The sequence below is a fragment of the Luteimonas arsenica genome (genome assembly GCF_004352825.1).
Taxonomy (GTDB): Bacteria; Pseudomonadota; Gammaproteobacteria; order Xanthomonadales; family Xanthomonadaceae; genus Luteimonas; species Luteimonas arsenica.
This window is the reverse complement of the sequence record NZ_SJRW01000001.1, coordinates 553,096-569,475: the sequence shown is the minus strand read 5'-3', so window position 1 is coordinate 569,475 and position 16,380 is coordinate 553,096. Positions and strand designations below refer to the sequence as shown.

The 16,380-nt window shown below is 70.5% G+C and carries 14 protein-coding genes and 1 riboswitch; of the genes, 8 read left to right on the top strand and 6 right to left on the bottom strand.

Features of this window, described 5'->3' with window-relative positions; translation table 11 throughout:
* Positions 1–92 precede the first annotated feature (92 nt).
* On the top strand, positions 93–1,475 hold the full coding sequence (locus tag E2170_RS02560) for an L-serine ammonia-lyase (protein WP_132999078.1): 1,383 nt from the start codon (positions 93–95) through the stop codon (positions 1,473–1,475).
* A gap of 78 nt (positions 1,476–1,553) precedes the next feature.
* Here E2170_RS02560 and E2170_RS02555 read toward each other — a convergent pair whose 3' ends face one another.
* Genes E2170_RS02555 through metX form a run of 3 tightly spaced genes read right to left on the bottom strand, consistent with a single transcriptional unit; the run spans position 1,554 to position 4,953 of the window.
* The gene (locus E2170_RS02555; RefSeq protein WP_132999077.1) at positions 1,554–2,642 is read right to left on the bottom strand and encodes a homoserine dehydrogenase; all 1,089 of its coding nucleotides are present in this window, start codon (positions 2,640–2,642) and stop codon (positions 1,554–1,556) included.
* Entirely contained in the window at positions 2,639–3,868 is a 1,230-nt protein-coding gene (locus E2170_RS02550; RefSeq protein WP_132999076.1) for an O-succinylhomoserine (thiol)-lyase, read from the bottom strand. Before E2170_RS02550 ends, E2170_RS02555 begins: the two co-directional genes overlap by 4 nt.
* Complete coding sequence (gene metX / locus E2170_RS02545) at positions 3,865–4,953, bottom strand: homoserine O-succinyltransferase MetX (RefSeq protein ID WP_132999075.1); 1,089 nt, start codon at positions 4,951–4,953, stop codon at positions 3,865–3,867. The genes E2170_RS02550 and metX overlap by 4 nt, the downstream gene beginning before the upstream one ends.
* A 108-nt stretch (positions 4,954–5,061) precedes the next feature.
* Positions 5,062–5,180: riboswitch (SAM riboswitch) on the bottom strand.
* Between the two features lie 125 nt (positions 5,181–5,305).
* On the opposite strand from metX, the gene E2170_RS02540 reads away from it, so the two are divergent.
* The 5 genes from E2170_RS02540 to E2170_RS02520 all read left to right on the top strand — a co-directional run bounded on the left by E2170_RS02540 (position 5,306) and on the right by E2170_RS02520 (position 12,213).
* Positions 5,306–6,397, top strand: a complete 1,092-nt coding sequence (locus E2170_RS02540; RefSeq protein WP_132999074.1) for an NHL repeat-containing protein — start codon at positions 5,306–5,308, stop codon at positions 6,395–6,397.
* 2 nt (positions 6,398–6,399) lie between these two features.
* Entirely contained in the window at positions 6,400–7,224 is an 825-nt protein-coding gene (locus E2170_RS02535) for a M23 family metallopeptidase (RefSeq protein WP_132999073.1), read from the top strand.
* 389 nt (positions 7,225–7,613) lie between these two features.
* Entirely contained in the window at positions 7,614–9,215 is a 1,602-nt protein-coding gene (locus E2170_RS02530) for a peptide chain release factor 3 (protein ID WP_132999072.1), read from the top strand.
* A gap of 322 nt (positions 9,216–9,537) precedes the next feature.
* The gene (trhA, locus tag E2170_RS02525) at positions 9,538–10,176 is read left to right on the top strand and encodes a PAQR family membrane homeostasis protein TrhA (protein WP_132999971.1); all 639 of its coding nucleotides are present in this window, start codon (positions 9,538–9,540) and stop codon (positions 10,174–10,176) included.
* Between the two features lie 78 nt (positions 10,177–10,254).
* Positions 10,255–12,213, top strand: a complete 1,959-nt coding sequence (locus E2170_RS02520) for an AsmA family protein (protein WP_132999071.1) — start codon at positions 10,255–10,257, stop codon at positions 12,211–12,213.
* Between the two features lie 9 nt (positions 12,214–12,222).
* Here the strand turns inward: E2170_RS02520 and E2170_RS02515 are convergent, their stop codons facing one another.
* Genes E2170_RS02515 through mtgA form a run of 3 tightly spaced genes read right to left on the bottom strand, consistent with a single transcriptional unit; the run spans position 12,223 to position 14,420 of the window.
* On the bottom strand, positions 12,223–12,654 hold the full coding sequence (locus tag E2170_RS02515) for a CBS domain-containing protein (RefSeq protein WP_132999070.1): 432 nt from the start codon (positions 12,652–12,654) through the stop codon (positions 12,223–12,225).
* Positions 12,614–13,642 (bottom strand): glycosyltransferase family 2 protein, encoded by a 1,029-nt coding sequence (locus E2170_RS02510; RefSeq protein ID WP_132999069.1) that lies wholly within the window; start codon positions 13,640–13,642, stop codon positions 12,614–12,616. The genes E2170_RS02515 and E2170_RS02510 overlap by 41 nt, the downstream gene beginning before the upstream one ends.
* A 25-nt stretch (positions 13,643–13,667) precedes the next feature.
* Positions 13,668–14,420 carry a monofunctional biosynthetic peptidoglycan transglycosylase gene (gene mtgA, locus E2170_RS02505; RefSeq protein WP_425477818.1) on the bottom strand — a complete coding sequence of 251 codons (753 nt, stop codon included), beginning with the start codon at positions 14,418–14,420 and terminating at the stop codon, positions 13,668–13,670.
* 84 nt (positions 14,421–14,504) lie between these two features.
* Between mtgA and hslO the strand changes: the two genes are divergently transcribed.
* Both hslO and E2170_RS02495 read left to right on the top strand, forming a co-directional pair.
* A complete protein-coding gene (hslO, locus tag E2170_RS02500; RefSeq protein ID WP_132999067.1) occupies positions 14,505–15,404 on the top strand; it encodes an Hsp33 family molecular chaperone HslO in 900 nt (299 codons plus the stop codon).
* A gap of 98 nt (positions 15,405–15,502) precedes the next feature.
* Positions 15,503–16,360, top strand: a complete 858-nt coding sequence (locus E2170_RS02495; RefSeq protein WP_132999066.1) for an XOO1806 family protein — start codon at positions 15,503–15,505, stop codon at positions 16,358–16,360.
* Positions 16,361–16,380: the final 20 nt, after the last annotated feature.

Below are 16,380 nucleotides of genomic sequence, written 5' to 3'. Positions count from 1 at the left end.
GAGGGCAACTCCGGAAGGTACGCCAGGGCATGGGGTCGGCCGCGGACGGCGGCTATCATAGGCGATTCCCACCAGCCCCCGAGCGGGACGCCATGGCCGTCAGCACCTTCGACCTCTACAAGATCGGCATCGGGCCGAGCTCCTCGCACACCGTGGGGCCGATGCGTGCGGCCGCGCGCTTCGTCGAGCACTGGCTGGACGAGCCCGGCCGCCTCGGCGACGTGGCGCGCATCCGCGCCGAGGTCTTCGGCTCGCTGGCCCTGACCGGCCGCGGCCACGGCACCGACAAGGCGGTGCTGATGGGCCTGGAGGGCCACCACCCCAACGCCATCGATCCCGACATCATTCCCGATGCCCTGGAGCGCATCCGCGGCGAGAAGCGCATCCGCCTGCTCGGCCGCCACGAGGTGGCCTTCGACGAGAAGCGCGACCTGGTGATGAACAAGCGCCAGAAGCTGCCACACCACACCAACGGCATGCGCTTCACCGCCTACGACGCCGACGGCGAAACCATCGCCACCCGTGACTACTACTCCGTCGGCGGCGGCTTCGTGGTCAACCAGGACGAGGCCGCCGAGGATCGCATCGTCGCCGACACCACCCCGGTGCCCTACCCCTTCGCCAGCGGCCGCGAACTGCTGGCGCACACTGAGGAGCACGGCCTGTCCATCGCAGCGCTGATGATGGCCAACGAGACCTGCTGGCGCAGCGAGGACGAAGTGCGCGCCGGCCTGCGCGAGATCCACGATGCGATGCAGACCTGCATCCAGCGCGGCATCGGCAGCGGCGGCACCCTGCCCGGCGGCCTGCGCGTCCCGCGGCGCGCACCGGTGCTGCACGCCGAGCTGTCCGAGCGCCCCGAAGCCGGCATGCGCGACCCGCTGACCGTGCTCGACTGGGTCAACCTGTACGCACTGGCGGTGAACGAGGAAAACGCCGCCGGCGGCCGCGTGGTGACCGCGCCGACCAACGGCGCCGCCGGCATCCTGCCCGCGGTGATGCGCTATTACGAACGCTTCTGCCCGGGCGCGAACGAACAGGGCGTGTTCGACTACCTGCTCACCGCCGCCGCGGTCGGCATCCTCTACAAGGAAAACGCCTCGATCTCCGGCGCCGAGGTCGGCTGCCAGGGCGAAGTGGGCGTGGCCTGCTCGATGGCCGCCGCCGGCCTGACCGCCGCGCTCGGCGGCACCCCCAGCCAGATCGAGAACGCCGCCGAGATCGGCATGGAGCACAACCTTGGCCTGACCTGCGACCCGATCGGCGGCCTGGTGCAGATCCCCTGCATCGAGCGCAACGCCATGGGCGCGGTGAAGGCGATCAACGCCTCGCGCATGGCCCTGCGCGGCGACGGCAAGCACAAGGTCACGCTGGACGAAGTCATCAAGACCATGCGCGACACCGGCCGCGACATGCAGGACAAGTACAAGGAAACCAGCCGCGGCGGCCTGGCGGTGAACGTCATCGAGTGCTGACCCCCCCGCTGGACCCTGCGCCACCCCAAACCGCCATGATGATCGCCGCTGCACCTGCGAGTGCAGCGGCGACCCTGGTCAGCCGCGGACGATGGTCAACACGTCGTCCAGCAATCCCGCCGCAGTGACCTCCGCGCCGGCACCCGGGCCCTGGATCACCAGCGGCTGCGCCTGGTAGCGGCAGCTGCGGATCGCCACCCGGTTGACGGTGCCGCCGCCCGCGCACAGCGGATGCTCCGGCGCCAGCGCGCGCAGGCCGACCGCGGCGCCCTCGCCGTCGAAGCGGGCGACGAAGCGCAGCCGGGCGCCGTCGGCCTGGGCGCGGGCGTGCAGGGCTTCCAGCGGCGCATCGATCGATGCCAGCGCTTCGTCCAGCCCGTCCGCGGCGGCCACCGCCAGCGCTTCGGGCACCAGCGATTCGACCTTGACCGCATCGGCCTCCAGCGGGATGCCCGCCGCGCGCGCCAGGATCAGCAGCTTGCGGCGCACGTCCTCGCCGGACAGATCGATGCGCGGATCGGGCTCGGTGTAACCCAAGGCACGCGCCTCGCGCACCAGGGCCGAGAACGGGCGCCGGCCATCGTGGCGGTCGAACAGCCAGGCCAGCGACCCCGAGAGCAGGCCTTCGATGCCGTGGATGCGATCGCCGCCGGCGACCAGGCCGCGGATCGCATGTAGCACCGGCAGCCCGGCACCGACGGTCGCCGCATCGCCGTAGCGCGCGCCGGAACCGGCCGCGGCCTCGGCAATGGCCTGCGCGCGCGCCAGTTCGCCGCCGCAGCCGAGCTTGTTGGCGGTCACCACGTGCACGCCACGGGCCAGCCATTCGGCATGCCAGCCGGCCACGGTGTCGCTGGCGGTGGCATCGACGACAACGTCGCCGCGCTGCAGGCCCGTGGCCTCGGCCCACGGCGCCCAGGGGCCGCTGCGCGCCGGCGCCGCGTTCACCAGAGCCAGCGCGATCGCGGGATCGTCCACGCCCTCGGTCAGCGTGCGCGAGTTGCCCAGCCAGGCGAAGTCCGGTACCTCCACGCCCGCCGCGCGCAGCCGTCCGCATCGCGCGACGAAAGCGCTGCCGACCACACCGGTGCCGAGCAGGGCGATGCGCGGTGCCGCCTGTGCGCGAGGCGCATGCCGGCTGCGCGGCAGTTGCACCACCGCGCTCATGCCTCACCCCCGGCGGCGGCTGCGCCGGCGACCGAAGCCCCGGAAGCGGCCGTGGCGGCCTCCGCGCGCGCCAACGCATCGGCGATATCCGCCTGCAGATCCTCACCACATTCGATGCCCACCGACAGGCGCAGCAGGCCGTCGGGGATCCCGGCGCGCTCGCGCGCTTCGGGAGTCATCGCGGCGTGGGTCATGGTCGCCGGATGCGCGACCAGGCTCTCCACGCCGCCCAGCGATTCGGCCAGGGTGAAGAAGCGCAGGCCGTCGACGAAGGCGCGCACCGCCTCCACGCCGCCGCGCAGCTCCACGCTCAGCATCGCGCCGAACCCCGTCTGCTGGCGCACGGCCACCGCGTGACCCGGGTGGGATTCCAGACCCGGCCAGTAGACACGCGCCACCGCCGGGTGCGCGTCGAGCCGGCGGGCGACCGCTTCCGCGTTCTCCTGGTGCACGCGCACGCGGGCGTCGAGCGTGCGCAGCCCGCGCAGGGTGAGGAAGCTGTCGAAGGGCGCACCGGTGATGCCCAGCGCGTTCGCCCACCAGGTGAAGCGCTCGTGCAGCTCCGCCGTGGCCGCCACCACCGCGCCGCCGACGACGTCGCTGTGGCCGTTGATGTACTTGGTGGTGGAATGCAGCACGACGTCGGCGCCGAAGGCGATCGGCTGCTGCAGCGCCGGCGACAGGAAGGTGTTGTCGACCGCGACCAGCGCGCCCGCGCGATGCGCGGCCTCGATCACGAAGCGCAGGTCGGTGATCCGCAGCAGCGGGTTGGAGGGCGTCTCGACCAGCACCAGCTTCGGCGACGTCGCCAGCGCCTCGGCCAGCGCGCGCGGGTCGGTCAGGTCGGCGGTGACCAGTTCGAAGTGGCCCTTGCGCGCCAGGGCGTCGAACAGGCGCCAGCTGCCGCCGTAGGCATCGTGCGGCACCACCAGGCGGTCGCCCGGCTCCAGCAGCGCGTGCAGCAGCAGGGTGATCGCGGCCATGCCGCTGGAGGTCACCACGCCGCCGGTGCCGCCCTCGAGTCCCGCCAGCGCCTCACCCAGCAGGTCGCGGGTGGGATTGCCGCTGCGGGTGTAGTCGTACTCGCGCTTGCCGCCAAGGCCTTCGAAGCTGAAGTTCGACGACAGCACCAGCGGCGGCACCACGGCGCCGAAGGCTTCGTCGCGATCGATGCCGGCGCGCACCGCGCGGGTCGCCGGGCTCTGTCCGTTCGCCAGCGCACTCATGCCGCCACCTCCGCGTCCAGCGCATCCCGGAGGATCCGGTCGAAGCGACCGTCGTCCTTCAGGAAGGCATCGTGGCCGTGCGGCGAGCGCAGCACGCGCAGCCGGGCGGACCCGGAAAGGCCTTCGACCAGGGCCACCGCGTCGGACAGCGGCACCAGCGGGTCGCCTTCCACCGCGACCACGGTGGCCGGAACGCGCACTTCGGCGGGCTCGACGCGGTGCAGATCCAGCGACTCCGACAGCCGCTGCCAGGCCACCACCGGCGTCTTCGCCACGAAGCGGGCACCCGCGGCATCCAGATAGTCCTCGGCGGCGACGCGGACGCGGCCGTTGACGACCTCCGCCGGCGCATCGAAGCGCTCCGCGAAACCGTCGCCGCTGCGGTAGCCGAGCATCGCGAACTGCCGCGCCAGCGACAGGCCCTGGTCCTCGGCGCACTGCAGTTCGCCCAGCGCCACCGCGCGACGCTGCAGCGCGCGCCAGGCCGAGGCCCAGGGATGCGCGCGGTGCGTCGCGCTGACAACCACCACCCGCTCCAGGCGCGCGCCGTGCCGCGCGGCGAACTGCAGCGCGACCGACCCGCCGTAGGAGTAGCCGACGAAGGCCCGCAGCTTCGCGATGCCGAGCGCATCGAGCAGCACCGCCGCGGCATCGGCCTGGTCGGCCGTATCGATCACCGCGTCCAGGCTGCCGTCGGCACCGACGTGGTCAAAGGCCAGCAGGCGCAGCCGCGACGGATCCAGCGCCTTGCCGGCGCCGACCACCGCCCCGGCCCAGCCGCGTTCCGGATGCATTTCGCTGGCGGCGAGATGGCGGTCGGCGGAAATGCCGCCGGACACCAGCACCACCGGTGCGCCTTCGGGCCCGGAGAGTTCGTAGGCCAGGCGCAGCCGGCGCGCACCGGCGTACCGCATCGGCAGCACCACGTCGACGTGGCCGCGCTGGACGACAGGGTTGGCGGCATCGGTGCTCCCGAGGACACCTGCGGCAGGCACGGTGATGGCAGGCACATGCGCGGCTGCGGATTGCGTGACGCAGGTGGCCTGCAGGTCGGTGGCGAGGGCGGTGCGGTCTTCGAGGCTCATGGCGATATCCGGAGGGGGACAAGGCCATCGACGCCCACGGGGCATGCCGGAGTGGTGGTATCGCCGCTCCCGCGGCGATACGCGACGGACCGCCGCATGGGCGATCCGCAACCATCTTCCGGTGGACTCACAGGTCCCCGCAGGACTTGGCACAGCGAACGGGGCTTGCGCCCCATCCAGTTGCCCCGGCGTCGTCGGGCCTGTCCCTCGGCCGGTCTCGATGGATGTCGCGCAGCCTGGCAGGCCGGAATCAGAATGTCAATCGCTTTATCTGCATGAAGCGATGGATAAAATTCCCGCCCTCGCACCCTGCGATCCACTCCCGCCGGCCGGGTTAACGCATAATTCACGCATGTCGAAATCCATTCTTGCGCCGGTCCTGGCGCTCGTGCTCGCCGGCTGCGCGAGCACCTCACCGCCGCTCACCTCCCCACAGGCTCCCGCCGCCAGTCCCCGGACCCTGGTCACCGAGACCTTCGTCTCGCCCGACATGCGCGGCGAGGAACTCGATTCGATCGCCACTTGGGTGGACGCGGACGGCGCAACCCTGCTGCTGGCCACCGGCAAGTCGACCCACCGGCTCGCCCTGTTCGACGGCGACAGCGGCGAGCCGCTGCGCACCGTCGGCGCGCGCGGCAAGATCCCGGGCGAGTTCAACCGGCCCAACGGCCTGGCCGTGTTCGGCAACGTGCTGTTCGTGGTCGAGCGCGACAACCACCGCGTGCAACTGCTGACCCTTCCCGACCTGCAGCCGCTGGCCCTGTTCGGCGCCGACGAACTGCGCAGCCCCTACGGCATCTGGGTGCACGAAACCGCCCCCCGCGAACTGGAAGCCTTCGTCACCGACAGCTTCATGTACGGCGAGCGCTACGACGTGGTGCCACCGGCCGATGAGCTGTCGCAGCGCGTGCGCCGCTACCGCCTGCGCTTCGACGACCAGGGCCACCTCGATGCCGCCTACCAGGGCTCATTCGGCGAGACCGAAGGCCCGGCGCGCCTGAACATGGTCGAGTCGATCGCCGGCGATCCCGCCCACGACCGCCTGCTCGTCGCCGAGGAAGACCGCACCAGCCCGTCGAACCTGCACGTCTACGACTTCAAGGGCGACTGGACCGGCCGCAGCCTGCCCGAAGGCACCTTCACCGGCGAGGCCGAGGGCGTGGTGCTCTGGTCCTGCGGCGCCACCGGCGGCTACTGGCTGGCGGTCGACCAGCAGGCACCGCTGACCTGGTTCCACCTCTTCGATCGCACCAGTCTGGCACCGGTCGGCAGCTTCCACGGCGAAGTCACCGCCAACACCGACGGCATCGCCCTCCATGCCGCGGCCACGCCACGCTTCCCGGGTGGCGTGCTGTACGCCGTACACGACGATCGCGCGGTGTCGGCCTTCGACCTGCGCGAAGTCGTCCGGGTGCTGGACCTGGATCCCGCCTGCGTGCAGTGACCATGCACCACCGGGCCGCCGCCATGGTGTTGCTGGCGTGGCTGGCGGTCGCCGGCGCGGCGGCCGCGGCCGAAGGCGGCCCTGTTCGCGAAGCGCCGGCGCCGCTGGCCCGCCTTGAAATCCTCGACCATGGCCAAGGCCCCGAAGCCTGGGCCGAGAACCTGCTGTCGGGCCCCGTCGAAGTCGTACTGCGCGCCCGCGATGGCGCGCCCCGCGCGCAGCCAGCGCTGCCCGCGCGCGCCACGGTGACTTCGCGCGGCCGCGTGCTGGTGGCGCGGCTGGAACGCGCCGACGCCGCGGTGGTGCTCGAGGTTGTCCCCGGCCACCCGGGCGCGCGCCCGCGCGACGTCGAATACGCCTGGCCGCTGGCCACCCGCGGGCTGAGCATCGCCCAGGGCTGGGGCGGCGCCGCCAGCCACCGCAACGACGAGAACCGCCACGCGGTGGATTTCGCCGTCGAGGAAGGCACGCCCGTGCTGGCCGCCCGCGACGGCGTGGTGATGCAGGCCGAAGCCCGCTTCGCCGGTGGCGGCCTGGGCCCGACCGACGCCATCGACCGCGCCAACTTCGTCCGCATCCTCCACGACGACGGCACCATGGCGCTCTACGCCCACCTCGCGCCCGGCGGCGTCCACATCCGCCCCGGCGACCGCGTGCGCCGCGGCCAGCACATCGCCACCTCCGGCAACACCGGCTACAGCGGCGGCCCGCACCTGCACTTCGCCGTCCAGGCCAACCGCGGCCTGCGCCTGGCCTCGATCCCCTTCAAGATGTTCGGCCCGGGCGGGATCCTTCGCTTCAGCGAAGCTGCGGAGGGGGTGGAATAGGAGCAACAGCTTTGCCACGGATTTACGCGGATGGGCGCGGATTTACACGGATCAGGCGGAAAGGGCAGAAAAAGCGAAGGGCTTTTCAGCCACGGATTTGCGCGGATTGCGCGGATCTGGCCGAGGCCAGTGCCATCACCGCGCTCCGCACCCGCTTTTTTCTTCAGGTGGGCTTTCGGCACCAATCTTGCCTCGGCCAGATCCGCGCAATCCGCGCAAATCCGTGGCAAAAGAGCTTTTTCTCCTGCTTCTGCCCTATCCGCGCAAATCCGTGTCATCCGCGTCATCCGTGGTAAAACGCCCGCCTCCACGCCCGCCGCAGCCCCACGGCCCCCGTATAATTCCCGGCTTCCCAGTAGAGTCCCGGCGCCAGCGCGGCGGGTATCGCCATGCCTGACGTTGCCGCCGAAGCCCGCCGCCGCCGTACGTTCGCGATCATTTCGCATCCCGACGCCGGCAAGACCACGCTCACCGAGAAGCTGCTGCTGTTCGGCGGGGCGATCCAGATGGCCGGCTCGGTCAAGGGCCGCAAGGCCGCGCGGCATGCCACGTCCGACTGGATGAAGCTGGAGCAGGAGCGCGGCATCTCGGTGACCAGCTCGGTGATGCAGTTCCCCTACGAGGGGCGCATCGTCAACCTGCTCGACACCCCCGGCCACGCCGACTTCGGCGAGGACACCTATCGCGTGCTGACCGCGGTGGACTCGGCGCTGATGGTCATCGACGTCGCCAAGGGCGTCGAGGAGCGCACGATCAAGCTGATGGAGGTGTGCCGCATGCGCGACACGCCGATCATGACCTTCATCAACAAGCTCGACCGCGAGGGCAAGGACCCGATCGAGCTGCTGGACGAAGTGGAGACCGTGCTCGGCATCCAGTGCGCGCCGGTGACCTGGCCGATCGGCATGGGCAAGCGCCTGAAGGGCGTGGTGCACCTGGTGACCGGCGAAGTGCACCTGTACGAACAGGGCCGCAACTTCACCCGCCAGGACTCGACCATCTTCGCCTCGATCGACGACCCGCAGCTGGAAGCGCGCATCGGTGCCGACATGCTGGCCGACCTGCGCGACGAACTGGAGCTGGTGCAGGGCGCCAGCCACGCCTTCGACGTCGACGAATACCTGGCCGGTCGGCAGACGCCGGTGTTCTTCGGCTCGGCGGTCAACAACTTCGGCGTGCAGCCCCTGCTCGACTTCTTCGTGCGCCACGCGCCCTCGCCGCAGCCGCGCGAGACCACCGGCCGCGAGGTCGCCGCCGACGAAGCCCGGCTCACCGGCTTCGTGTTCAAGATCCAGGCAAACATGGATCCGCAGCACCGCGACCGCGTCGCCTTCATGCGCGTGTGCTCGGGCCGCTTCGAGGCCGGGATGAAGGCCTTCCACGTGCGCAGCGGCAAGGACATGAAGCTCGCCAACGCCCTGACCTTCATGGCCAGCGACCGCGAGATCGCGGCCGAGGCGTACCCGGGCGACGTGATCGGCATCCACAACCACGGCACCATCTCCATCGGCGACACCTTCACCGAGGGCGAGGCGCTGTCGTTCACCGGCATCCCCAACTTCGCGCCGGAACTCTTCCGCCGCGCGCGCCTGCGCGACCCGCTCAAGCTCAAGCAGCTGCAGAAGGGCCTGGCGCAGCTGAGCGAAGAAGGCGCCACCCAGTTCTTCCGCCCGCTGATGTCCAACGACCTGATCCTGGGCGCGGTTGGCGTGCTGCAGTTCGACGTCGCCGCCTACCGCCTCAAGGAGGAATACGGCGTGGACGCGATCTTCGAGCCCGTCGGCGTCGTGACCACGCGCTGGATCCGCTGCGACAGCGAAAGGAAGCTCGAAGAGTTCCGCGAAAAGAATGCGCCCAACCTCGGCCTCGACGCCGCCGGCGAACTCGTCTACCTCGCCCCCAGCCGCGTCAACCTCCAGCTCGCCCAGGAACGCTGGCCCGACGTCCGCTTCGACGCCACCCGGGAGCATGCGCACGTTCGGGTGGGCTGAGGCGGAAGCTTTTTGGCCACGGATCTGCGCGGATTACGCGGATCTGGCCGAGGCAAGACTGGTGCCGAAAGCCCACCTGAAAGAGAAAGCAGGTGCGGAGCGCGGTGACTGCACTGGCCTCGGCCAGATCCGCGTAATCCGCGCAGATCCGTGGCTGAAAAGCCCTTCGCTTTTTCTGCTCTTTCCGCTTGATCCGTGTAGATCCGCGCCCATCCGCGTAAATCCGTGGCAAAAGCCTTTCCGCAGCCCCCAACCTGCGATACCCCTGCGTATGGCATGATCGGGGGCGATTCCTTCCCCCCGGGATTCCGCCGTGTCCGCGATGAGCCTGCGCGAGAAGCGCGAGGAGCTGGCCAGTGCGTTGACGCACGGCCTGGGTGCGACCGCGGCGCTGGCCGGCGGGGCGGTGCTGATCACGCTGGCCGCGATCTTCGGCAATGGCTGGCAGCTGGGCGCGGCGATCGTGTTCGGGGTTTCGCTGCTGCTGCTCTATCTCGCTTCGACGCTCTACCACGCCTTCCAGCATCCGGTGCTCAAGGGGCGGCTGAAAGTCTTCGACCACTGCGCGATCTACCTGCTGATCGCCGGCACCTACACGCCCTTCACCCTGATCGGGCTGCGCGGGCCGTGGGGTTGGGGCCTGTTCGCCGCGATCTGGACGCTCGCACTGGCCGGCGTGGTCTTCAAGCTGTTCTACACCGGGCGCTTCAAGCGCCTGTCCACGCTGATCTACGTGGCGATGGGCTGGCTGGTGCTGGTGGCGATCAAGCCGGTGCTGGCCGTGCTCGACGCCTGGACCTTCGGCTGGCTGCTTGCCGGCGGCGTGTTGTACACGCTCGGCACGATCTTCTACCACCGCGAATCGATCCCCTATTCGCACGCGATCTGGCACCTGTTCTGCATCGCCGGCAGCGTCTGCCACTACGTCGCGGTCATGGCCCAGGTCACGCTGCCCGCCTGAAAGCCCCCCGCCCCATTCACTCCCGTTTTACCGGCTTCGCGGGATGGTGGTCGTCCATCCCCATCGGACCTGCCGTACATGCCGACGGACAATCCGCCGCCCCACAGGCCACGAAGCCGTGCGCTTGCCGCGGTCCGTGCCCATCCCGGCCGCACCGCAGCCGCGCTGATCGCGGTCGCGCTCCTGGTCGTGGCGCTGCTGTGGGACTGGAACTGGTTCAAGGGTCCGGTCGAACGCATCGTCTCCGCGCGCACCGGCCGCAGCTTCGACATCGCCGGTGACCTCCACGTCGCCCCCGGCCGCACCACGATCATCCGCGCCGACGGGCTGGTGCTCGGCAATGCCGCCTGGTCGGACACGCCGGAGATGGCGCGCGCGGACTCGCTTGAACTGCACGTGCGCCTGCTGCCGCTGCTGGCCGGCCGCATCCACGTGCCGGAGTTGCGCCTGTCGAAGCCCGACCTGCTGCTCGAAACCGGCGATGCCGGCGGCAACTGGCAGTTCGAAGGCATGTCCGGCGATGGTGACGGCCCGCGCATCGACCACTTGCAGGTGGACGAGGGCCGGTTGCGCTTCGTCGATGCCGAAGGCGGGACCGACGTCGACCTCGCCGTGGCCAGCCGCGACGACGCAGACAACACCAGTACGCGCCCGCTCACCCTGCGCGGCAACGGCCACTGGCGCGGCGAGGCCTTCAGGCTCGCCGGCGCGGTCGCCTCGCCGCTGGAGCTGCGCGACAGCGACACGCCCTATGCGATCGACCTGCGCGCCTCGGCCGGCGACACCCGCGCGCGTGCACGCGGCGCGATCACCCGGCTGCTCGGCCTGGACGCGTTCGATGTGCGCATGGCGCTGTCGGGCAAGGATCTCGAAGACCTCTATCCACTGGTCGGCATCGCGCTGCCGCCGACCCCGCCCTACGAACTCGACGGCCGCTTCATCCGCGACGGGAACATCTGGCGCTACGAGGGTTTCGAAGGCAAGGTCGGCGACAGCGACCTCGGCGGCACCGCCAAGGTCACCACCGGCGGCGAGCGCCTGCTGTTCGAGGGCGACCTCCATTCGGACCTGCTCGACTTCGACGACCTTGCCGGCTTCGTCGGCGCCGCGCCCGATTCCGGCCCGGACGAAACCGGCAACGCCGAGCTCGAGGCCCTGGCGGCGAAGCGCGCTGCCGAAGGCCGCCTGCTCCCGGACACGCCCTACGAACTGCAGCGCCTGCGCAGCATGGATGCCGACGTGCGCTGGAAAGCGCGGCGCATCGAGGCCCCGGGCTGGCCGATCGAGGACATGGACGTGCGCTTCCTGCTCGAAGCCGGCCTGCTGCGCCTGGACCCGCTGGACTTCGGCGTCGCCGGCGGCCGCGTGCGCTCGACCATCAGCATGGACGCGCGCCAGGACACCATCCGCACCGATGCCGCGATCCGCGCGCGCAGGCTCGACCTGCCACGCCTGTTCCCCGACGCCGAGCTCACCGCGAACGCCGTGGGGCGCATCGGCGGCGACATCGACATCAGCGCCACCGGCAACTCGATCGCGCGCATGGCCGCCACCGCCGACGGCGAGGCCGCCCTGGGCATGGGCCGCGGCGAGATCAGCAACCTGCTGCTCGAGCTTGCCGGCCTCGACATCTTCGAAGCGCTCAAATTCCTGCTCGGCAAAGACCAGAAGGTCGCGATCCGCTGCGCCTTCGCCGACTTCGCGATTCAGGACGGGGTGATGACCTCGCGCGCGCTGGCCTTCGACACCGCCGACACGATCATCGTCGGCGAAGGCACGGTCGACCTCGGCGAGGAACAGCTGGACCTGCTGCTCAAGCCACGACCGAAGGACCGCAGCATCCTCGCCCTGCGTTCGCCGCTGGTGGTCGACGGCAGCTTTCGCGACCCCGGCTTCCGCCCCGACATGGCCCGCTTGGGCCTGCGCGGCGCGATCGCCCTGGGCCTGGCCAGCATCGCGCCGCCGGCGGCCCTGCTTGCGACCCTTGAACTCGGCCCCGGCGAGGACAGCGACTGCGGCGGCCAATACGCGAAGTGAAGCAGGCCCTCAGGACGTGATGTAGCGCTGCAGCTGCTCCAGTTCGATCTGCTGCTCCTCGATCACCGCCTTCACCAGGTCGCCGATCGAGACCACGCCCGCCACCCGGCCGTCCACGACCACCGGCAGGTGGCGGATGCGCCTTTCTGTCATCAGGTGCATGCAGGCAGGCGCGACCTCGTCGAGCCCCACGGTCACCGCATCCGCGGTCATGATGTCGCGCACCGGCGTGTCCTTCGACGAGCGCCCTTCGAGCACGATCTTCCGCGCGTAATCGCGTTCGGAAACGATGCCGGCCAGGCGCCCCCCGGGTTCGAGCACCACGAGTGCCCCGACCCCCTTCTCGGCCATCAGCCGGATGGCATCGATCACCGCCGCATCCGGGCTGATCGCGAAGACCTCAGGCCCCTTCGACTCCAGCAGCTGCCTCACCGTGCGCATCACAACCTCGCTCGATCGTGGGTGGCATGGCCGAGCATACCCCTTCGGCCGGCGACCAGGTGTCGACCAGGTACAGCGGACGCTGCTTCGACTCCTCGTAGATCCGCCCGAGGTACTCGCCGATCAGCCCCAGCGCCACCAGCTGCACGCCGCCCAGGAACAGGATCACCGACATCATCGTCGGCCAGCCTGCGACCGGGTCACCCCAGAACAACGCCTTCACGATGATCCAGAGGCCATAGGCGAAGGCGACCAGCGCGGTGGCCACGCCGAGGTACGTGGCCAGGCGCAGCGGCGCGGTCGAGAAGCTGGTGATGCCTTCCAGCGCGAAGTTCCACAGCCGCCAGGCGTTGAATTTGCTGTGGCCCGCAAGCCGCGGTTCGCGCCGGTAGGGCACGGCGACGCGGTTGAAGCCGATCCAGCCGAACAGGCCCTTCATGAAACGGTGGCGCTCGCGCAGCTCGCGCAGCGCCGACAGCGCGCGCGGGGACAGCAGCCGGAAATCGCCGGTATCCGCAGGCACCGGGGTTTTCGAAAGGCGCTGGATCACGCGATAGAAGGCATGTGCCGAAGCGCGCTTGAACCAGCCCTCGCCCTCGCGCGCCAGGCGCGTCCCGTGGACGTCGTCATGGCCCTCGCGCCAGCGCGCGACGAACTCCGGGATCAGCTCCGGCGGATCCTGGCCGTCAGCATCCAGGATCAGCGCGGCGCCGGAGACCACCCGGTCCAGGCCCGCGGTCAGCGCCGCCTCCTTGCCGAAGTTGCGCGACAGGCGCAGCAGCGACACCCGCGGGTCGGCGGCGGCCAGCTGCTGCAGCACCGCCCAGGTGCCGTCAGTGCTGCCGTCGTCGACGTAGAGCACGCCACAGGCCAGGCCGTCGCCGGCCTCCAGGCCGTCGAGCACGCCGGACAGGCGGGGATGCAGTTCGGGCAGCGACTGGGCCTCGTTGAAGGCTGCCACCACCACGGTCAGGCGTTCGCGCGTCATGCCGCCATCCTAGCCTGCGCCGGGCTCACTCCAGCGTCTCCAGCCAGCCTTTGCCGCCGAGGTTGCGCATGTTGCGCTCGATCCACTGCGCGCGACGCTGCACATACGGCCCCGGGCGGTGGGCGCTGTAGCGTCGCGGGCTCGGCAGCACCGCGGCCAGCCGCGCGCTCTCGTTGTTCGACAGCGCACTGGCGTCCTTGCCCCAGTAGCTGCGTGCCGCCGCCTGCGCGCCGTAGATGCCGTCGCCGAACTCGGCCACGTTCACATAGACCTCGAGGATCCGCTGCTTCGGCCACAGGGTTTCGATCAACAGCGTGTACCAGGCCTCGGCGCCCTTGCGCACCCAGCTGCGCCCGCCCCAGAGGAACAGGTTCTTCGCCAGCTGCTGGCTGATCGTGCTGGCGCCGCGGGTGCGGCCGCCGCGGGCGTTGTGCTCGCGCGCGCGCTCGATGGCATCCAGGTCGAAGCCGCGGTGGCTGGCGAAGTTCTGGTCTTCGGCCGCGACCGCCGCCAGCGGCAGCGAGGGCGCGATGTGGTCCAGGTCGCGCCAGTCGTAGGCGATGCGGAAGCCGGTGTCGCCCGCGCGCAGGGCCTCGAACTGGCGGATCGCCATGAACGAGGAGAACGGCGGATCGATGAAGCGCAGCGCCAGCACCTGCAGCACGCTCAGCATCGCCAGCAGCAGCGGCAGCTTCCACAGCCAGTGCCATCGGCTGCGGCGGCGCCGGGGCACCGCGGGCGGCGACGCCCCCGCATCCTTGTTCCTGCCCCGTGCCATCCCCATCTCCGGTACTCGCCCCCACGGGCCGACGTGGCGATTATCCAGCCCGCGCCCGCCACCACAACGCACACCGGATCCCGCATGACCGACGCCAGCCACAGCCAGGACCACCTGACCCGCTTCCTGTTGCCGCGCGCCGGCGTGCGCGGGGTGCACGTGCGCCTGGGCGAAACCTGGCGGCACATCGCCGCCAGCGACGATTACCCGCCGGGAGTACGCCAGTTGCTCGGCGAGGCCACGGTGGCCTCGGCACTGTTCACCGGTCACGTCAAGGTGGACGGCCGCCTGTCGGTGCAGCTCAAGGGCGAAGGCACGCTGCGCACCCTCTTCGCCGAATGCACGGCCACCGGCACCCTCCGCGGCATAGCGCGCATCGCAGAAGGCGGCGGCGACGTCGCCGGACCAGGCGAACTGGGCGACGGCGCCCTGCTCGCCATCACCATCGAGAACCCCGGCATCGGTGGCCGTGACGCCCACCGCTACCAGGGCATCGTGCCGCTGGATGCGCCCGGCCTGTCGCAGGCCTTCGAGGCTTATTTCTCGCAGTCCGAGCAGTTGCCCACGCGGATCCTGCTGGCCGCCGGCGACCACTGCGCCACCGGTCTGATGCTGCAGAAGCTCCCCGCCGACGACGGAGACGACGACGGCTGGGACCGCGCCAGCGCGCTGTTCTCTACCCTGGGCAGCGAAGAACTGCTGGCCACCCCCGGCAGCGAACTGCTGCACCGGCTGTTCCACGAAGAATCGCCCGAACGGGTCGGCGGACGACCGCTGGCCTTCGCCTGCTCCTGCTCGCGCGCCCGGGTCGAGGCGATGCTGGCCTCCCTGGGCCGGGACGAGGCCGAGGCCGCCCTGCAGGACGGCACGGCCACGGTCCGCTGCGAGTTCTGCGGCCAGGCCTACGTCTTCGACAGTGCCGACGTGCACGCCCTGTTCACGGGGGCCGGGAGCCCAATGGCCGCCCCGCCGGGACTGCAGTGACGGCGGCATGGGGATTGTTAAAGAAACATAAACCGACTAGAGTTCCACCCACTACCGGGTTGAACTTCCGCCGGCCACACGGGGTCTATCGACGGGCCATGAAGCCGCGTCTCGCACAGTTGTCGCTGTCCCTGCTCCTCGCCTTCGGCGTGGCGACGGGTGCGCACGCGCAGACGCTGCCCGGCAAGCGCGACCAGGCCGTGTTGCCGGTATGGAACCAGTCCAGTGGCAAGATCGAGGCCCTGCTCCTGCTGGAGCCTGCCAGCCCCGGCGCCACGCACGGCTTCGACGGCAACGCCCTCGACGCCGCCTTCGGCATCGATGCCGGCAACTCGCTGGGCGTGTTCTGCGACCGGAAGAGTGGCCTGGCCAGCGCACTGGGCAACCTCGCCAACAACTGCATGCTCGCCAGCTTTGCCGACCAGGCCGGTTCCCGCGCCAGCGGCAGCGCGGCCTTCAAGACGGGCAGCAACACCCGACTCGGCCTGAGCGCGGGCAGTGGCAGCGGGACCCTTCCCGCCTGGCTGGCCAACCCGGGCAACCGTGGCACCGCCGCCACGGTCGACGTCAACGACCTGACCGTCTTCGCCCAGCACAACATCGGCCGCGAAGGCATGGTGTCGATCGCCGGCACCGTGGCCAAGGCCACCCTGGTGACCCCCGCCGAGGCCACCAACCTGGGCATCGGCGACACCTGGACCTCGCGCAGCCTGGCCGTTGGCGGCGGCTACGGCCGCTTCAGCGCCAACATCGTCGGCCACGTCGTCGAAACCCCGGGGCAGCCGAAGTGGGAAGGCCTGGGCCTGGGCCTGACCTGGCGCACCCCCTGGAGCGGCCAGCTCACCGTGGGCGCCGACAATCTCGTCACCAAGGGGCGGAATCCGTTCGCCCCCAGCATCAACGGCCGTGACGACGAAGGGACCGTACCGTACATCCGGTACGAGCAGGACCTCTAAGTCCTTGATTCCCGCAGGCT